Origin of the sequence: Kangsaoukella pontilimi (assembly GCF_009830125.1) — a bacterium.
In the GTDB taxonomy this organism is placed as follows: Bacteria; Pseudomonadota; Alphaproteobacteria; order Rhodobacterales; family Rhodobacteraceae; genus Kangsaoukella; species Kangsaoukella pontilimi.
Genome location: NZ_WUPT01000001.1, coordinates 455,821 through 472,142, shown reverse-complemented (window position 1 = coordinate 472,142; position 16,322 = coordinate 455,821). Strand labels below are relative to the sequence as shown.

Sequence of the window (16,322 nt, the reverse complement as noted above, 5' to 3'; positions counted from 1 at the left end):
TCCACCCCGCCCCCAGGGACAGAGTGTTGAAATAGGTGGATATAATAGGCCAGTTTCCGCGCATAGGCGCTCAAGAAACAGGCAAATCAATGAAATATAGGATAAAAAGCTACTGGCCTTCGGAGAGCGCCAGATGTGCGGCAGCTAGTCGCGCCACGGGAACCCGGAAGGGTGAACAGCTCACATAGTCGAATCCCGCCGCCCGGCAGAAGGCGATTGATTCCGCGTCGCCCCCATGTTCGCCGCAGAGCGACAGGATGATGTCCGACCGACACGCGCGGCCCCTTTCCGCCCCGATCCTGAGAAGCTCGCCCACCCCTTCGAAATCCAGCCGGTGAAACGGATCCTCTGGATAGACACCCTGCTGGACGTAGGCGTTCATGAACCGGCCCGCGTCATCGCGCGAAAGGCCATAGGTCATCTGCGTCAGATCGTTGGTGCCGAAGGACAGGAAAGCCGCGTGTTGCGCGATATCCTGCGCCCGAAGAGCGGCGCGGGGCGTCTCGACCATGACCCCCAGCCGATAGTCGAACTCTGCGCCCATTTCGGTCCGGACGGCGGCGGCAATCGCGTCGACGCGCATTTTGACCAGCTCGACCTCGCGCCGCGCCGAGACGAGCGGGATCATGATCTCGGGGACGATCGGCTCGCGGCCCTTCCTGCTTGCCGCGATGGTGGCGAGAAAGATCGCGCGGGCCTGCGCCTCGTAGATTTCCGGCATCGTCACGCCAAGTCGGACCCCGCGCATCCCCAGCATCGGGTTGAACTCGGCGAGCGCCTCGACCCGGCGGGTGACGGCGGCCAATGGCAATTGCAGCGCGTCGGCAAGCTCGCGCATCCCCTCTCGGTTCGACGGCAGGAACTCGTGCAGCGGCGGATCGAAGAGGCGGATGCAGACCGGCTTGCCTTCCATGATGCGGAAGAGCTCGGTAAAGTCCTTGACCTGCATCGGGATCAGCCGTTCCAGCGACGCCGCCCGGTCCTCTGCCGTGTTCGCGAAGATCATCTCGCGCATCACGGTCAGGCGGTCGGCCTCGAAGAACATATGTTCGGTCCGGCAGAGGCCGATGCCCTCGGCCTCGAATGCGCGGGCGACCTCGGCTTCGGCGGGCGTGTCGGCATTGGCGCGTACGCCGATGTCGCGCGCGGCGTCCGCCCAGCCGAGAAGCGTTCGGAACGCATCGTCGAGCGCCGGCTCCAGCAGATGCGGCGCGCCCATCAGAAGCTGCCCGCTGGTGCCGTCGAGCGTGACGGTATCGCCCTCGCCCAGCCTCAGCCCGTCCTTGAACTGAATGGCGCGGTCCTTGCGGTCGATGACGATGTCCCGCGCGCTAACAACGCAAGGCAGACCAAGACCCCGCGCGATCACCGCCGCGTGGCTCGTCATGCCGCCCCGCTCGGTCAGGACGCCGACCGAGGCGTGCATTCCCCGGATATCGCCGGGCGAGGTCTCGCGCCGGACAAGGATACAGGGTTCGCCCCGCGCGGCATAACTTTGAGCGGTGGCCGAGTCGAAGACCAGCTTGCCGGTGGCCGCCCCGGGACTGGCGGCGATCCCGTCGGCCAGCATCGTGCGCGGTGCTGCAGGGTCGATCTGACGGTGCAGAAGCTCGTTCAGGCTGCGCGGTTCGATCCGCAGAACCGCCTCTTCGGGGGTGATCACGCCATCCTCTGCCAGCGCGACCGCGATCCTGAGCGCGGCGCGGCTGCTGCGCGGGATGCGTACGGCGTCGAGGACCGAAAGTCTGCCACCGTCCAGAGTGAACTCGATCTGCATTTCCTCGCGGAGCCGCGTCCTGCAAATGCCGCCGAACCGGATCAGGTCGGCGAATGCCGCGGGGCACAGCTCTTCCAGGGAGATGCCGCGCGGATCGCGGGTCAGGTAGGCGGCCTGCGCCTCGGGGTCGAGCGCCTCGCGGCCCTGGCTCTGGCTTTTGTAACGCCCGGTGACCTGGGGCAGCCCGGTCTCGGGCGAGGCGAACTGGATCACACCCGAGCCGGACTCTGCCGGGCCGAAGCCCGGCGCCATCGCCTGCACCACAAGGCCAAGACCGGCATCCGCCGGGGCGCCGCGCGCCTGCCGCAAAAGCCGGGCCGATGTCCCCTCCCACGCCCGTGCCATGGCGCGCAGCACGTCTGCCAGTTGCCGCGCCGGGTCTTGCGGGAAAGGCTCGTCGGTTTCCTCTTCGTAGGCATCGAGCATGGCCGAGACGGATTCCTCGGTCACATCGCCGTTGGCCTCGAACATGTCCGGGTCGAGCCGCGCCACCTGCACCGCATAGGTCTGGATGAAGCGCGCGAACAGCCGGTCCGCCGCCTCGTAGCCCAGAAGGTTCGCGAATTCGGCGTGGCGCGCCTCGTTCATGCCGATGTTCAGAATGGCGCCGGGTCCGCCCCAGTCGGGGTCCTCGGAGGACGGCCGCACCGACACCAGCGGCGCGGGTCCGAAATGCGCCATGAGCGCGTCGGTGTCGATACGCTCGCCGGCGGCGATGGCGCGGACGGTCGCGAAGGACAGCGCGGCGGTCTTGGGGACCGGCATTTCGAGCCGGATCAGCCGCTGCAGACACTTCGCACGCCCCCCATGGGTCGCCACGGCAACCGGGGCGACGGGGTCGAGGACGATAAAGTCCGCTATTTCAATGTGTTTCTGCACTGCGGCGATTCCTTTGTGCCAGAATACGCCGCAAGGCTGTCCAATCAAGAAGTGTCAGGTGCATGTGACACATCGCGCGGGGCGCGTTGCCCCTGCGTCACCGCCCTCAGCCGCCTTCGATCCGGGTCAGATCGGCCACCGCAAGGCAGGCCGCGCTGATCCGGTGAAGCAGGTTCAGGCGGTTACGCCGGATCATCTGATTGTCGGAATTCACCTGCACCGCCTCGAAGAAGGCGTCGATGGGCGCGCGCAGGCCTGCGAGCGCCGACATGGCGGCAGCGAAATCCTCGGCGTCCATCGCGGGCGCGATCCGCTCTTCGGCGGCGTCGAGCGCTGTAAACAGCGCGCGTTCCTCGTTCGTCTCGGCCAGTTTCGGGTCGGGGCCGAAGGAGTATTCGACGCCGTCCTTCTCCTCGGCCTGACGCAGGATGTTGTGCGCGCGCTTGAAGCCCGAAAGCAGGTTCTCGCCGTCCTCGGTCGTCAGGAAGGCCGACAGCGCCTCGGCCCGCTTGACCAGAAGCGTCAGGTCATCGGCCCCGGGCATGGCGAGCGAGGCATCGATCACGTCATGCCGGATGCCCCGGTCACGGAGGAATACCTTGAGGCGGTCGTGGAGGAAGGCGAGCACGCTACGCCCGATCGCCCAAGCCGATCCGGTCTTCTGGGACAATACCTCTTCCATTGAAAGCCGCTCGGGGAACCTTTCGTCGCCGTGGTACTCCGGCTCAGGATGCGGAGTTGCACCCGCTTCGAGGACGGGTGTGAGGGGCAGTCTAAGGTGATTCTCCAACACCAACCGAATAACCCCCAACGCCGCCCGACGCAGCGCATAGGGGTCTTTCGAGCCGGTCGGTTTCTCGTCGATGGCCCAGAAGCCAGTCAGCGTGTCGATCTTGTCGGCCAGTGCCACGGCGACGGAAAGCGGCGCGGTGGGCACGTCGTCGGACGGCCCGAGCGGCTGGTAATGCTCGCGCGCGACGGCGGCGACCTCGTCCGGATGACCCGCCGCCTTGGCGTAGTACTCGCCCATGACGCCCTGAAGCTCGGGGAATTCGTAGACCATTTCGGAGGACAGATCCGCCTTGGCGATCCGCGCAGCCGTCTCGGCCTGATCGGGGTCGGCGCCCACAACCGGCGCAATCTCGCGGGCGAGTGCGGCGATGCGGTCGATCCGCTCGGCCTGAGAGCCCAGTTTCGCGTGGAAGGTGACGTTACCCAGTTGCGTGAGCCACGGCGCCATCGCCGCGTCCTTCGCCACGCGCAGATCGTTTTCCCAGAAGAACTTGGCGTCCGACAGGCGCGCCGACAGCACCTTCTTGTTGCCGGCAAGGATCGTGGTGCCGTTATCCTCGGTCTCGCGGTTGGCGACAGTCACGAAACGGACGATGCGGCCCGTCTTGTCGCGGACGCTGAAGAACTTCTGGTGCTCCTTCATCGAGGTCTGAAGCACCTCTGGCGGCAGGTCGAGGAACGTCTCGCCGATCTCGCCCATCAGCACCACGGGCCATTCCACCAGCCCCGCGACCTCGGCCAGAAGTCCTTTGTCCTCAACTACTTCCAGACCTTGCGCGAAAGCGGCCTGGGTGGCGTCGTGCCAGATCGTTTCGGCCCGCTCTTCCGCCGACAGGATCACATGCGCGCGCTTCAGCTTGGCGGCGTAATCCTCGAATCCGTGCACCTGCACCCGCATCGGATGCATGAAGCGGTGGCCGGTGGTCATGTCGGTCGAGCGGATGCCGTCCACGTCCATCTCGACGATCCGGGCCTCGCCGTTCTCGCTCAGAATGCAGAGAATGTGATGGAGGGGGCGGACCCAGCGGAGGCTCCCCGCACCCCAGCGCATCGACTTGGGCCAGGGAAAGTTGCGGATCGCGCTTTCCAGCACGTCGGCCACGATCTCGTCGGCCTTGCGGCCCGGCGTCTCGATGGTGGCGAACCAGACCTGCCCCTTCTTGTCGTCGCGCGCTTCCAGGTCTTCGCGCTTGAGGCCTGTCGAGCGCAAGAAGCCCTCCAGCGCCTTTTCCGGCGCATCCGTCCGCGGCCCTTTACGTTCCTCGCGGCGGGTCGGGCTTTCGCCGGTCAGCCCCTCGACGGCCAGCGTCAGGCGGCGCGGCGTGGCAAAGGCCTCGGCGGCGGCATAGGTCAGACCCGCCTCGACCAGACCGTCGGTCATCAGGCGCTTCAGGTCCGCCGCCGCACGCGCCTGCATGCGGGCCGGGATTTCCTCGGAGAAGAGCTCGATCAGAAGATCAGGCATTGTGCTGTCCTGTCAGGTCTGGGTCGGTTGCATGGGTCATCGGGGCGCCTCGGGGCAGCCCTCGGGCGCGGGGCGGCCATCGAAGACCTCTTCCCCGCAAGCGTTGATCTGGTGCCAGACGAAGCCCCGGCCATCGTCGGTAATGGCGACGATCCGGTCGATGCCGTAGGTGATGTTGGCCGTCCCGAGAAAGGCAAGCGCCCGTCCCTCTTCCAGGGCCGCGCCCACGGCGTCAGCGTCGAAGCAGTCGAACCACTCGGGCGCATTGAGAGGCACCGCCTCGTCATAGAGCACGTAAGTCTCGGTCAGCATCGCCTGACTCATGGGTGTCTCGAAGCAGGCACGGTAGCGGAGCGGCGAGGAATCGGCATCGATGGCCTTGATGTTTTCCGACAAGATGGGTTCCGGCTGGCCGCCGGAAACGGTCGTCAGTTGCACATTCTCGACATCGGCGCTCACGTCCTCGTAAAAGGCGTAAACCTGCAAGTAATACATCGCGGCACCCGCGATGAGGCCGGACAGTACCAGCGCGCCACCGATCACCTTGCCGTTCATCGCGGCACCAGCGTATGCGTCGCGGCCCGTATCATGCGGCAGCCCCTGCGGCAGAGGTCGTCACGAAGGCGTCCGCGCAGGCCTTGGCCAATGCCCGGACACGGCCGATATAGGCCTGACGCTCGGTGACCGAGATCACGCCCCGCGCGTCCAGCAGGTTGAAGACATGGCTCGCCTTGATGCACTGGTCATAGGCGGCGTGGGCCATGACGATGCGCTTGCCGGTCTTGGGGTCCACCTCGGGCGCGGCAAGGATGCGGTGGCACTCGGCTTCGGAATCCTCGAAATGGCGCAGCAACACATCCGTGTCGGCAATGTCGAAATTCCAGCGCGAGTATTCTTCCTCGGTCTGGCGGAAGACGTCGCCATAGGTCAGCGGGATCGGCGATTGCGGGTCGTTGAACGGCATGTCCATGACGTGATCGACGCCGAGAACATACATCGCCAGCCGCTCGAGCCCGTAGGTCAGCTCGCCCGAGACCGGCTTGCAATCATGCCCGCCCACCTGCTGGAAATAGGTGAACTGGCTCACTTCCATCCCGTCGCACCAGACTTCCCAGCCAAGGCCCCAGGCGCCGAGGGTCGGGCTCTCCCAGTCATCCTCGACGAAGCGGATATCGTGGAGTGCCATGTCGATCCCGATGGCTTCGAGCGAACCGAGATACAGCTCCTGCAGGTCCGGCGGCGACGGTTTGATCAGCACCTGGTACTGGTAATAGTGCTGCAGGCGGTTCGGGTTTTCGCCGTAGCGGCCGTCGGTCGGGCGGCGAGACGGCTGAACATAGGCGGCCGCCCACGGCTTGGAGCCGAGCGCGCGAAGCGTCGTCGCCGGGTGGAATGTACCCGCGCCCACCTCCATGTCGTAAGGCTGCATGATCGCGCAGCCCTTCGAGGCCCAGTAGGACTGAAGGCGCAGGATGATTTCCTGAAAACTCTTCGGCTGGCTTGTATCGGCCATCTCGGCATCCCTTGAAAAATCGCGTTCTCAATAGGCAACAGGCCAGTGAGGGTCAACGCGCGCCCGCTCGAATTCGCGTGCAGTCGCCTGCCCTTTTGATATCACGGTCCGAACCGACGCGAACGGGACCGATATGAGACGATTTTTCGGGGCAGTTGCCCTTTTTGCCGCTATCGCAGCCGGGCACCCCGCCCTGGCGCAGGACACCACCGCCTGGATCCAGATCGAAGCACGCCCGACAGAGGGTCAGGCGCTGGAGCGCGCCGAGATTTACGCCGCGCGACTTCCCGATGTGAACGGGTTCGCCCTGTCCTCGGGCTGGTTCGCCATCACGCTTGGCCCCTACCCCGAGGGCGAGGCCCGCGCGCGCCTTGCCGCGCTTCGAGGCAGCGCCGCCATTCCGGGCGACAGTTTCCTGGCCGACGGGCGCGGCTATGGCGCGCGGTTCTTCGGCGGCGGCGCAGCCGCTCTGCAGCCTGCGCCTTCGGCAGAGCCGCTTCCCGAACCGGAACCGGGCGAACAGACCGTGACAGAGGCGCGCAACGCCGAACGCGCGCTGACCCGCGACGACCGCGAAGAGGTGCAGATCGCGCTTCGGGCAGCGGGCTTCTACAACTCGATCATCGATGCCGATTTCGGCTCGGGCACGCGTCGCGCCATGGCCGACTGGCAGGCGGCGAACGGATTCGAGGCGACGGGCGTTCTGACGACGCTTCAGCGCCGCGACCTCGTCGGTACTTACCGCGACGCGCTGGCCGCTCTCGACCTGTCGCCGGTCGAGGATCTTCGCGCCGGTATCGCCGCCACCCTGCCCCTCGGCCGGGTGACGTTCGAACGATACGAGCCTCCCTTTGCCCATTTCACCGGAGAGGACGGTGCACGGGTCCTGCTGATCAGCCAGAGCGGGGACGCGGCCACGCTTGCGGGGCTCTACGAGGTTCTCCAAACGCTCGAGATCATGCCGCTTGACGGACCGCGCAACCTGAGACGGGGCGAGTTCACCATAGACGGCCAGAACTACAGCATCCGAAGCCACGCCTATGCGCGTCAGGCGGACGGTGCGGTGAAGGGCTATGTCGTCGTCTGGCCCACAGACGAGGCTTATGCGGCCCAGCTTGCGATCACCGCGCTCGAACAGTCGTTCCGCACGCTCGACGGCGTGCTTCCGGACGAGGTGAACGGACCGCAAAGCGTGGACCTGCTTTCGGGACTGGCGATTCGGCAACCGGCGGCGACAGCCTCGGGCTTCTACGTCTCGCGTGGCGGTGACGTCCTGACCTCGGCGCATGCGGTTGCCGGGTGCGCGCGCGTCGAGATCGAGAACGATCTTTCCGCCACCGTTGTCGCGACGGATGAGGCACTCGGCCTCGCCCTGCTCCGGCCGGAGGGTCCGATCGCGCCCATGGCATACGCGCGCCTTGCATCCGCCGAGCCGCGCCTGTCGAGCGATATCGCGGTCGCGGGCTACAGCTTCGGCGGCGTCCTGACCGCGCCATCGGTGACTTTCGGCACGCTCGAGGACGTGCGCGGCCTCGATGGTGACGAAAGCCTGCACCGCCTCGCCGTCGCGGCGAGGGACGGCGATGCCGGGGGACCGGTTCTGGACGATGCGGGACGTGTCGCGGGGCTGCTTTTGCCGCCTGCCGAAGATGCCCGGCAATTGCCCGAGGGCGTGGTTTTTGCGCGCGACACTGGCGGGATCGCTGGCTTCCTTGAGGCTCAGGGTATCGTCTCACCATCCGAAGACAGCGCGGCAGATAGCATGGCGCCCGAAGACCTCACGCAACGGGCGCGCGACATGACCGTTCTGGTGACCTGCTGGAACTGAGGCGCAAATCTCCTTTCGGGAGATTTGAGGCATTTCTTCCCAAGAAATGCGCGCCTCAGGACCGCCAGAAGCGCGCGGTGAAGATGACGAGCACCACCATCAGCTCGAGCCGGCCCACGAGCATTCCCGCGGTGAGAAGCCATTTGGCGGTGTCGCTGAGCGTCGCATAATTCCCTGCGGGACCGATAATGTCGCCCAGTCCCGGACCGATATTCGCGAGTGCCGCCGCCGCGCCGGATACCGATGTCACGAAATCGAGCCCGGTGGCCGACAGCAGCACCGTCAGGATGCCGAGGCTCACGACGAACATCGTGACGAAGGCCATCACCGACGAGATCACATCCTCGCCGACGCTCCGGCCTTCGTACTTCAGGGTGAAGACGCCGTGGGGCGAGTGGATGCGGCGGATCTGGGTCTCGATCGCGCGGAACAGAAGCTGGTAGCGGAAGATCTTGACCGAACAACAGGTCGAGCCGGCGCACCCGCCCACAAGTCCGATGAAAAAGAACACCACCACCGGAACCGGTCCCCAGAGCTGATAGTCCACGCTCGCATAGCCGGTGCCGGTAATGATCGATGTGACGTTGAAGATCGCTTCGCGGAAGCTGTGCTCGGGATTGTCGCCGTTCACGATCATCCTGTACCCTGTCAGGAAGATCACGAGGCCTGTGACAACGATCAGGAAAACGCGAATCTGGCTGTCGGAGAAGAGCGGGCGCGCGGTGCCGGTCATCAGCTGGACGTAGCGGACGAAGGGCAGGCTCGCCAGGATCATGAAGATCGCGGCGATATATTCCGGCGGCCCCTGGAAGGCGCCGAAAGACGCGTCGCGCGTCGAGAAGCCGCCGGTGGAGATCGAGGTCAGCGCATGGTTGAGCGCATCGAAAAAGCCCATGCCGACGCCTATATAGCAGAGAGTGCAGACGACCGTGAGGATCACATAGACGATGGAGATGCGGCTCGCGATTTCGGCGGCGCGGGGCAGCACCTTGCCCGACGTGTCGAAAGCCTCGGAGCGGAAGATCTGCATGCCCCCGACCCTGAGTTCCGGCAGGAAGGCCATGGCGACCACGATTATGCCGATGCCGCCGAACCATTGCAGCATGGAGCGCCAGAGCAAGAGCCCCTCGGGCAGATCGTCGAGCCCGTTGAAGACCGTTGCCCCGGTGGTGGTCAGCCCCGACATGGCCTCGAAATACGCGTCGGTGACGCTGGCCTCTGTTGCACCGACCACGAAGGGAATGGCCCCGAAAAAGGGCAGCACGACCCAGACACCGGTGGTCAGAAGGAAGGTCTGCTGGATCGACAGCCGCTCGCCCACGGCATTGGCCGAGGCGAGCGCCACGAGACCGCCGGTCAGGCAGGTCAGCAGACCGGCCTCGAAAAACACCCCGGCATGACCGTTTCCGGCCATCAGGTCCATGACCAGCGGGATCACCATCGTCGCGCCGAAAGCGGCCACCAGAAGGCCGATCACATAGCCCACGGCGCGGAAGCCGAAGCCGGTACGGTGGCGCTCGCGGCCGATCACCCTGCTCAAACGGTCTGCTCCGCGTCATAGGCGCGGCTGCGCTCCTCCGCGTCGAGCGTGCGGGGCTCAGACAAAGGCGCGCCCGATCCGTCGAAGAAGGGTGCCTTCCGCCAGCCTCCGGTCAAGTAGGACGACAGAACCCGCCGGCCGAACTCGGCATAGAGCCTGCCCATGCCACCGCCTTCGCGCTCGACATAGCCTATGGCGTCGCGGCGGAACGCCTGTACCGCCACGGGGCCGAGTGCGGCCGGGTCCTCGAAACGGAGCGACATCATCGTCGCGAAAGGAAGCGCGCGGCTCGACCACGTGTTGGCGACCGGCGTATCACAGCAGCCCGCGTACCAGCGGAACGGGCCTTTCTCGCTCAGGCGAAGAACGCGAAGATGTGCGGCGCCCGCCTCGATCCGGACCTGCTGGGGCGCGACCTGATAAAGGTCGCTGCCGCCCTGCGCATCGAGCATCGCGGTCTTGCCAAGGGCACGCGCGAAGGCCTGGCAATCCTTGCAATAACACATCGCCCGCGTGCCGCCGCCCGTCTCGACGGTCAGCCGGAATGCACCGCAGTCACAGGACCAGTTTTGCGCCCTCTTCGTCATGGCGGCGAGGTTAATGAGGTCTGAACGGGACGGAAAGCGGCTTCTGTCGGAAAATCGGAGGTTTGCGCCATGCTGCGCATGTCGCCGTGGGCCGCTTCGCGGCGATTTGTGCCTCCGGCGGGAGTATTTTCGCCAAGAAGAACGCGAATGCCTGTTCAGAAATCCACCGAGTCTTTCAAGAGCAGGGAGGCACACAAAAGGGAACTGCCGTTATATTGGGCCTGCGCCGGGGCTCCGCCCGTTCGGCCCTTCAAAGGTCCACCGGACCCTTGACCACCTTTCAGGTGGACCGGGCCTGTGCCGGGGCTCCGCCCGTTCGGCCCTTCAAAGGTCCACCGGACCCTTGACCACCTTTCAGGTGGACCGGGCCTCACCCTCGGTGGATCAGGGATTCGAAGAAGCGCGGGTCCAAGGACACATTGTCAAAGGTTTCGCCCTCGGTCAGGACCGAGACTGCGTCGTGGCTGTGCAGGCTTTCCTGATGGCTCGCCACCACGCGGAAATCGCCCACGCGTTCATCGCCCTGAAGCGTCTCGGAAAAAAGCCGGGCCGCATCCTCGACGAAAATCGGGTTGGCTGCGTTCAGCTCGGCAAAGGCCTGCTCGTCCTCGCGTTTGACCATGACCTGCGTCTCGGTCGCAACGGCCTTCCGCGCCAGTGCCACCGCATCCTCGAACCACAGCGTCGGCGCGTCCGGGTCGATCACCATCGAGAGCCGCGCAACCGAGCGCTGCGAATGGGGCGTGGCCAACTGTCCGCGGGTGCGGCGCGCGTGCTCGCTCAGCTCCAGAGAGCACGGGCACGTGGAGGAGTAGACATAGTCGAGATGAAGGATGCGGGTCCGTGTCCCGCCTTCGTCCACGACCTCCAGCGCGATGTCGTAATACTGCCAGCCACTCAGCCCAGAGCGCAGGCTTTCCATCTGCATCGGGTAGGCAAACCGCATCTGGATGCGGGCATCAAAGCTCTCAAGGTCGGACTTGTAGTCATCCAGAGCCGCTTCGATCACCTCGAAGCTGAACGTCTTCTCGGAGTGGGCATAGAACGACCGCATAATGCGGCTCATGTTGATACCCTTCTTATCGGCATCAAGCGAAACGGTGCCCGTCACCGACGTATCAAGCGTCCTCGACCCGCCGTCCTTCGTGCGGAAGGCCACCGGCAGGCGGAAATTCGAGATACCCACATGCTGGATGCGCCGATGTGCGCCTTTGATCAGGCTCTCGGGGCCGTTCTGAAGGTCTGGCAAGGTGGCCCGATAGTCCTCGTCGGCCTCGAATTCCTCGGGATAGCTGCGGGCGAGCGACGGGTAACTCACCGCCTCTCCCCGGAGAAGGCGCGCCACCTCGGGATCGAGCGTTTCGAAGTCTTCCGCGTCGGCCGTTTCGGCATAAGAGCGCAGCAGCGCAAGCGCTTGCCGGGCATCCTCGCGCGTCAGTTCACGGTCGAGATTGCGGATTTGAATGTTCATTGCCCGTCTCCTTGCAGGAACCGCGTAGGTAAGCCTTCCGACGCGTATGTCCAATTTCTTCACGCAAGGTTTACGAATGGCCTGCCCCGACGGATCACCCGTAGCGGGTTACAAAACGCCGCAGGATGCGCTCGGGCTGGGTGACGTCGCTGTCCATCACACGACGGGTCAGGGCCTCGGCTTCGGATGGATCGAAATAGCCGCGGTTCTTGTAGATGCGGATACGGTCGGCAAAGACCTGTCCGTCGGCTTCGGGGTGGAACTGGGTCGCGTAGACGTTCTGCCCGTGCCGGATCATCTGGAATGGGCAGGGACCGGACGCCATCAGGTGCACGGTGCCCTCGGGCAGGGCCTGAACGGCCTCCTTATGTCCGACCAGCGTGTCGAAGACCGGCGGCAAACCTTCAAGAAGCGGGTCCCTTGCCCCCTCCTCGGTCACCCGGCATTCGACCGGCCCGACCGGCTCGCCATAGCGCGCCTTGGACACTTCGGCGCCCAGGTGGTGCGCCAGAATGCCGATCCCGTAGCAGCAGCCGAGAAAGGGCATGTCGCGCGACGTGATCTCGGGCATGATCGACAGGCAATCCGCCTCGACCCGCGCCTCGATGGGGTCCTTTTCGGCGGGGTCATCGCTGACGCAGCCGGGGCCACCGCCCACGATAACGCCGGCATAGTCGTCGAGCGCGAGCGCCGGCAACGGTGCCTGATCCAGTCTGATCCGGCGCACGCGGTCAGGCGCAAGACCGCCCTTCTTCAGGAACGCCTCGTATTCGCCATCGGCGGCCTCGTCCTCGGGGCGAAGCTGGATCACGAGGAAGGGTTTCATGCCCCGTCAAGCGCCCGCGCGATATCCGCGATCAGATCCTCCGTCGCCTCGATCCCGACCGAGAGCCGGACCAGCCCGTCCCCGATCCCGAGCGCATCGCGCTGCTCTTGTGTCAGGCGCTGATGCGTCGTCGTGGCGGGATGGGTGATGATGGACTTCGCATCGCCGAGGTTGTTCGAGATCGTCACGATGTCGAGCCCGTTCAGGAAGCGGAACGCCGCCTCGCGGCCGCCCTTGAGGTCGAGCGATACGACCGTGCCGCCCCGCTCCATCTGCGCCGCAGCGACAGCGTGCTGTGGATGCGAGGCCAGTTCCGGGTAGAGAACGCGGGCGAGCTTCTCGTGGCCCTCGAAGCGCTCGGCGATCGCGCGCGCGCTATCGGCCTGTGCGCGGACCCGAAGATCAAGCGTTTCCAGACCCTTGAGCAGGACCCAGGCTGTGAACGGGCTCATCGCGCCGCCGGTATGCTTGATGTAGGGCTCGGCGGTCTTTCGGATGAATTCCTTCGTGCCGAGGATGACACCGCCCAGCACCCGCCCCTGCCCGTCGATATGCTTGGTGGCGGAATAGACGACCACATCGGCGCCGAGCGCCATGGCATTGTTGAAGACCGGCGTGGCAAAGACGTTGTCGACGACGACGGTGGCGCCCACCCCATGCGCGATCTCGGCGACCGCTTTCAGGTCGATCACTTCAAGCGTCGGGTTCGAGACGGTCTCGAGGAAGACGGCGCGGGTATCGGGGCGCATAGCGGCGCGCCACTGGTCCAGATCGGTGCCGTCGACAAAGGTCACCTCGACCCCATAGCGGGTCAGAACCTCTTCCAGAATGTACAGGCAAGAGCCAAAGAGGGCGCGGGACGAGACCACATGATCGCCGGCCTTCAGCATCGCGGTCAGCGCGGCATTGACCGCTGCCATGCCACTTGCCGTTGCGAACGCGTCTTCTGCCCCTTCAAGCGCGGCGATGCGTTCCTCGAACATTGCGACGGTAGGGTTGCCGTAGCGGGCATAGATGAACTCGTCCTCGCCCGCGGCCTCGAAGCGCGCGGCCGCCGCTTCGGCAGTGTCATAGACAAAGCCCTGTGTGAGAAAGATCGCCTCCGACACCTCGCCATATTGCGAGCGGCGCGTCCCGGCATGGACAAGTTTCGTTCTTTTGTTCCAGTCGTCCGACATGAAAGGGAACCCCCTCCAATAAAAAAGCCCCCACCGCATGAGCGCCGGGGGCGATTGCCGTCCCTGACCTCTTTAGCGGAATGTTTAACGTGGCCCGCAATCCGGTGTACAAATCGCCACTCAACGTCGCTACGCCCTGCCGCGCGTCCCGTCAAGACGCCGCTGCGCGCAGGGCCTCATCGGCAGACGCCGCCAAAGCGCTTTCTTCTTGGCAGAAATACTCCCAGGGGGAGCGCGAGGGGGCGGGACGCCCCCTCGCCCCGGTCGGATGCCCGCGGCATCCGATTACCGCGATCGGCGCAGCCGAGCGCAACCCGATCGCGGCGCTCAGCGCCTTGCGTGAAAGACCCGCCCGATCACGTTCAGAAGAACCTGCGCCGCAAGAATAGCCGTCGTGCCCGTCCGGTCGTAATCCGGCGCCACCTCGACAAGATCGATGCCCACGATCTCGCCCCGCTTGGCCAGCCCCGCCAGAAGTTCCAGCACCTCGTAATAGAGAAACCCGCCATGTGACGGCGTCCCCGTCCCGGGTGCGATGGACGGGTCGAACCCGTCGATGTCGATGGTGAGGTAGTACCGTTTGCCCTCAGGGATGCGCGCCAGCACGGCTTCGGTCCCGAGCGCCCGGATTTGCCTGACCGACAGGATGTCCGAGCCGCGCGCCCGCGCATCCTCATAGCCTTCCCGTGCCGTGGACGAGACGTTCCTTATGCCGAACTGCGAGAGGCCTTCGACATGCGCCTCCTCGGACGCGCGCCGCATCGGGTTTCCGTGGCCGTGACGCACCCCGTGGCGCTCGTCCACGAAATCGAGATGGGCGTCGATCTGGACGATATGGATCGGCGCCTCGTCGCGAAAGGCGCGGATACAGGGGATATTGACGGAATGGTCGCCGCCCAGCACCACCGGAAGGGCGCCCGCGTCGAGGATCGCGCGCACGCCAGCCTCGATATTCGCGTGGCTCGTCTCGGTGTCGGTGTGAATGATATCGGCATCCCCGAGATCGACCATCCGAACCCCGTCGAGATAGGTCACGTCATCCTCGTGATCGTAGGCGCCCGCGTGACCGAAGGAGAAGAGCGTCGAGGCATCGCGAATGGCACGTGGCCCGAACCGCGCGCCCGGCCGCCACTGGGTGCCGAAATCGAAGGGCGCGCCCAGGATCGCCACATCGGCGTCGATCGCATTCCAGTCCGGCACGTAGGGCGACTTGGCGAATGTCGCGATCCCCACGAAGGGCAGGTTCAGCCTGCCTGTCTCGTATCCATGCGCCATCCGATGCCTCCCGCGTTTTTGCCAGATTACCAATCCCACACGTTTTGGCGAGCGGCACTTGCATCCGCCGCGCCCCGCCCCACTATCAGAAGGGCGCAGCGAACAGGACCGAACCGACCATGACCGCCACGATCGAGCTTTACTACTGGCCCACACCAAACGGCTGGAAAGTCAGCATCGCCCTTGAAGAAATGGGCCTGCCCTACACCGTCAAGCTCGTCGATATCGGAAAGGGCGAGCAGCGTGCGCCGGAGTTTCTGAAGCTCTCCCCAAACGGCCGGATGCCCGCCATAGTCGATCCCGAGGGTCCCGACGGTCGCCCGATCTCGATCTTCGAATCCGGTGCGATCCTGCAATATCTCGCCCGCAAGACCGGCACCTTTGGCGGTGCAACCGAGCGTGCGCGCATCGCGGTCGACCAATGGCTGATGTGGCAGATGGGTGCGGTCGGGCCGATGGCCGGTCAGGCACATCACTTTCTGAAATACGCCCCCGGCCTGGAGACGCCACAGGTGCTGCCCTATGCGCAGGACCGCTACCGGAACGAGGTCGGGCGGCTTTACGGCGTGCTCGACCGTCAGCTTGCCCAGAACGAATTCGTGGCAGGCGCCGACTATTCCATTGCCGACATGGCGATCTGGCCCTGGGCGCAGAACTGGAAAGGCCAGGAGCAGACGATCGAAGACAAGCCGCATTTTGCCCGCTGGCTGGACACCGTGGCAAACCGCCCGGCGGTGGTACGGGGCAAAGGGCTTCACGAAGAGCTTCGGAACCGCAAGCTCTCGCCCGAGGAAAAGGCCCGCGCCAACGAGGCGATGTTCGGATATCGCTGAGACGAAACCCGCTGTTAACCCGGCGCCACTAGTTTCCCGGCGAAGGGAAAGAGCGGGCGCATGGACTACAGACCCAACCGTCGGGAAACGCAGGTGACCGTAGGGCTGACGGTGGACGATCTTCTGCTGGAAACATCGCTTCTCGATATCTCGCGCGACGGTGCCAAGATCGCCTGCCCCGAACATCTTCTGCCCGGTACCGCCGTCCGGCTCTGGATCGACGGCGTCGAAGTCAAGGCGCTGGTCCACTGGTCCCGCAAGGGCCATGCGGGCCTGCGCTTCTTCGACCGGCTCGACAGCGCCACTCTTCTGATGGTGGAAAAGGCGGGCGACCGCCTCGCCGCGTTCCGATAGATAC

At 65.2% G+C, this 16,322-nt stretch carries 13 protein-coding genes and 1 riboswitch; of the genes, 3 read left to right on the top strand and 10 right to left on the bottom strand.

Annotated elements, in window-relative coordinates:
- Positions 1-109 precede the first annotated feature (109 nt).
- The 4 genes from GQ651_RS02425 to GQ651_RS02410 form a co-directional block, all read right to left on the bottom strand.
- Positions 110-2,656 carry a putative PEP-binding protein gene (locus GQ651_RS02425; RefSeq protein WP_160762620.1) on the bottom strand — a complete coding sequence of 849 codons (2,547 nt, stop codon included), beginning with the start codon at positions 2,654-2,656 and terminating at the stop codon, positions 110-112.
- A gap of 106 nt (positions 2,657-2,762) precedes the next feature.
- A complete protein-coding gene (gene glyS, locus GQ651_RS02420) occupies positions 2,763-4,913 on the bottom strand; it encodes a glycine--tRNA ligase subunit beta (RefSeq protein ID WP_160762619.1) in 2,151 nt (716 codons plus the stop codon).
- Between the two features lie 36 nt (positions 4,914-4,949).
- Complete coding sequence (locus GQ651_RS02415; RefSeq protein WP_160762618.1) at positions 4,950-5,468, bottom strand: DUF6446 family protein; 519 nt, start codon at positions 5,466-5,468, stop codon at positions 4,950-4,952.
- A gap of 31 nt (positions 5,469-5,499) precedes the next feature.
- Positions 5,500-6,426 carry a glycine--tRNA ligase subunit alpha gene (locus tag GQ651_RS02410; RefSeq protein WP_160762617.1) on the bottom strand — a complete coding sequence of 309 codons (927 nt, stop codon included), beginning with the start codon at positions 6,424-6,426 and terminating at the stop codon, positions 5,500-5,502.
- Between the two features lie 133 nt (positions 6,427-6,559).
- Between GQ651_RS02410 and GQ651_RS02405 the strand changes: the two genes are divergently transcribed.
- Positions 6,560-8,254, top strand: a complete 1,695-nt coding sequence (locus GQ651_RS02405; RefSeq protein WP_160762616.1) for a serine protease — start codon at positions 6,560-6,562, stop codon at positions 8,252-8,254.
- 55 nt (positions 8,255-8,309) lie between these two features.
- On the opposite strand, the gene GQ651_RS02400 is transcribed toward GQ651_RS02405, so the two are convergent.
- The 6 genes from GQ651_RS02400 to speB form a co-directional block, all read right to left on the bottom strand.
- Positions 8,310-9,695 carry a TrkH family potassium uptake protein gene (locus tag GQ651_RS02400; RefSeq protein WP_160763917.1) on the bottom strand — a complete coding sequence of 462 codons (1,386 nt, stop codon included), beginning with the start codon at positions 9,693-9,695 and terminating at the stop codon, positions 8,310-8,312.
- Positions 9,696-9,790: 95 nt separating this feature from the next.
- Positions 9,791-10,381, bottom strand: coding sequence for a DUF6151 family protein (locus tag GQ651_RS02395; protein WP_160762615.1), 591 nt, complete (start codon positions 10,379-10,381; stop codon positions 9,791-9,793).
- Between the two features lie 370 nt (positions 10,382-10,751).
- Complete coding sequence (folE2, locus tag GQ651_RS02390; protein WP_160762614.1) at positions 10,752-11,852, bottom strand: GTP cyclohydrolase FolE2; 1,101 nt, start codon at positions 11,850-11,852, stop codon at positions 10,752-10,754.
- A gap of 94 nt (positions 11,853-11,946) precedes the next feature.
- Positions 11,947-12,678, bottom strand: a complete 732-nt coding sequence (locus GQ651_RS02385) for a glutamine amidotransferase (protein ID WP_160762613.1) — start codon at positions 12,676-12,678, stop codon at positions 11,947-11,949.
- Positions 12,675-13,856, bottom strand: a complete 1,182-nt coding sequence (gene metZ, locus GQ651_RS02380; RefSeq protein WP_160762612.1) for an O-succinylhomoserine sulfhydrylase — start codon at positions 13,854-13,856, stop codon at positions 12,675-12,677. Before metZ ends, GQ651_RS02385 begins: the two co-directional genes overlap by 4 nt.
- 51 nt (positions 13,857-13,907) lie before the next feature.
- Positions 13,908-13,986, bottom strand: a riboswitch (SAM riboswitch).
- 197 nt (positions 13,987-14,183) lie between these two features.
- On the bottom strand, positions 14,184-15,131 hold the full coding sequence (speB, locus tag GQ651_RS02375; protein WP_160762611.1) for an agmatinase: 948 nt from the start codon (positions 15,129-15,131) through the stop codon (positions 14,184-14,186).
- 119 nt (positions 15,132-15,250) lie between these two features.
- Between speB and GQ651_RS02370 the strand changes: the two genes are divergently transcribed.
- Together GQ651_RS02370 and GQ651_RS02365 are read left to right on the top strand one after the other, a co-directional pair.
- A complete protein-coding gene (locus GQ651_RS02370) occupies positions 15,251-15,964 on the top strand; it encodes a glutathione S-transferase family protein (protein WP_160762610.1) in 714 nt (237 codons plus the stop codon).
- Between the two features lie 60 nt (positions 15,965-16,024).
- A complete protein-coding gene (locus GQ651_RS02365) occupies positions 16,025-16,318 on the top strand; it encodes a PilZ domain-containing protein (protein ID WP_160762609.1) in 294 nt (97 codons plus the stop codon).
- Positions 16,319-16,322 lie beyond the last annotated feature (4 nt).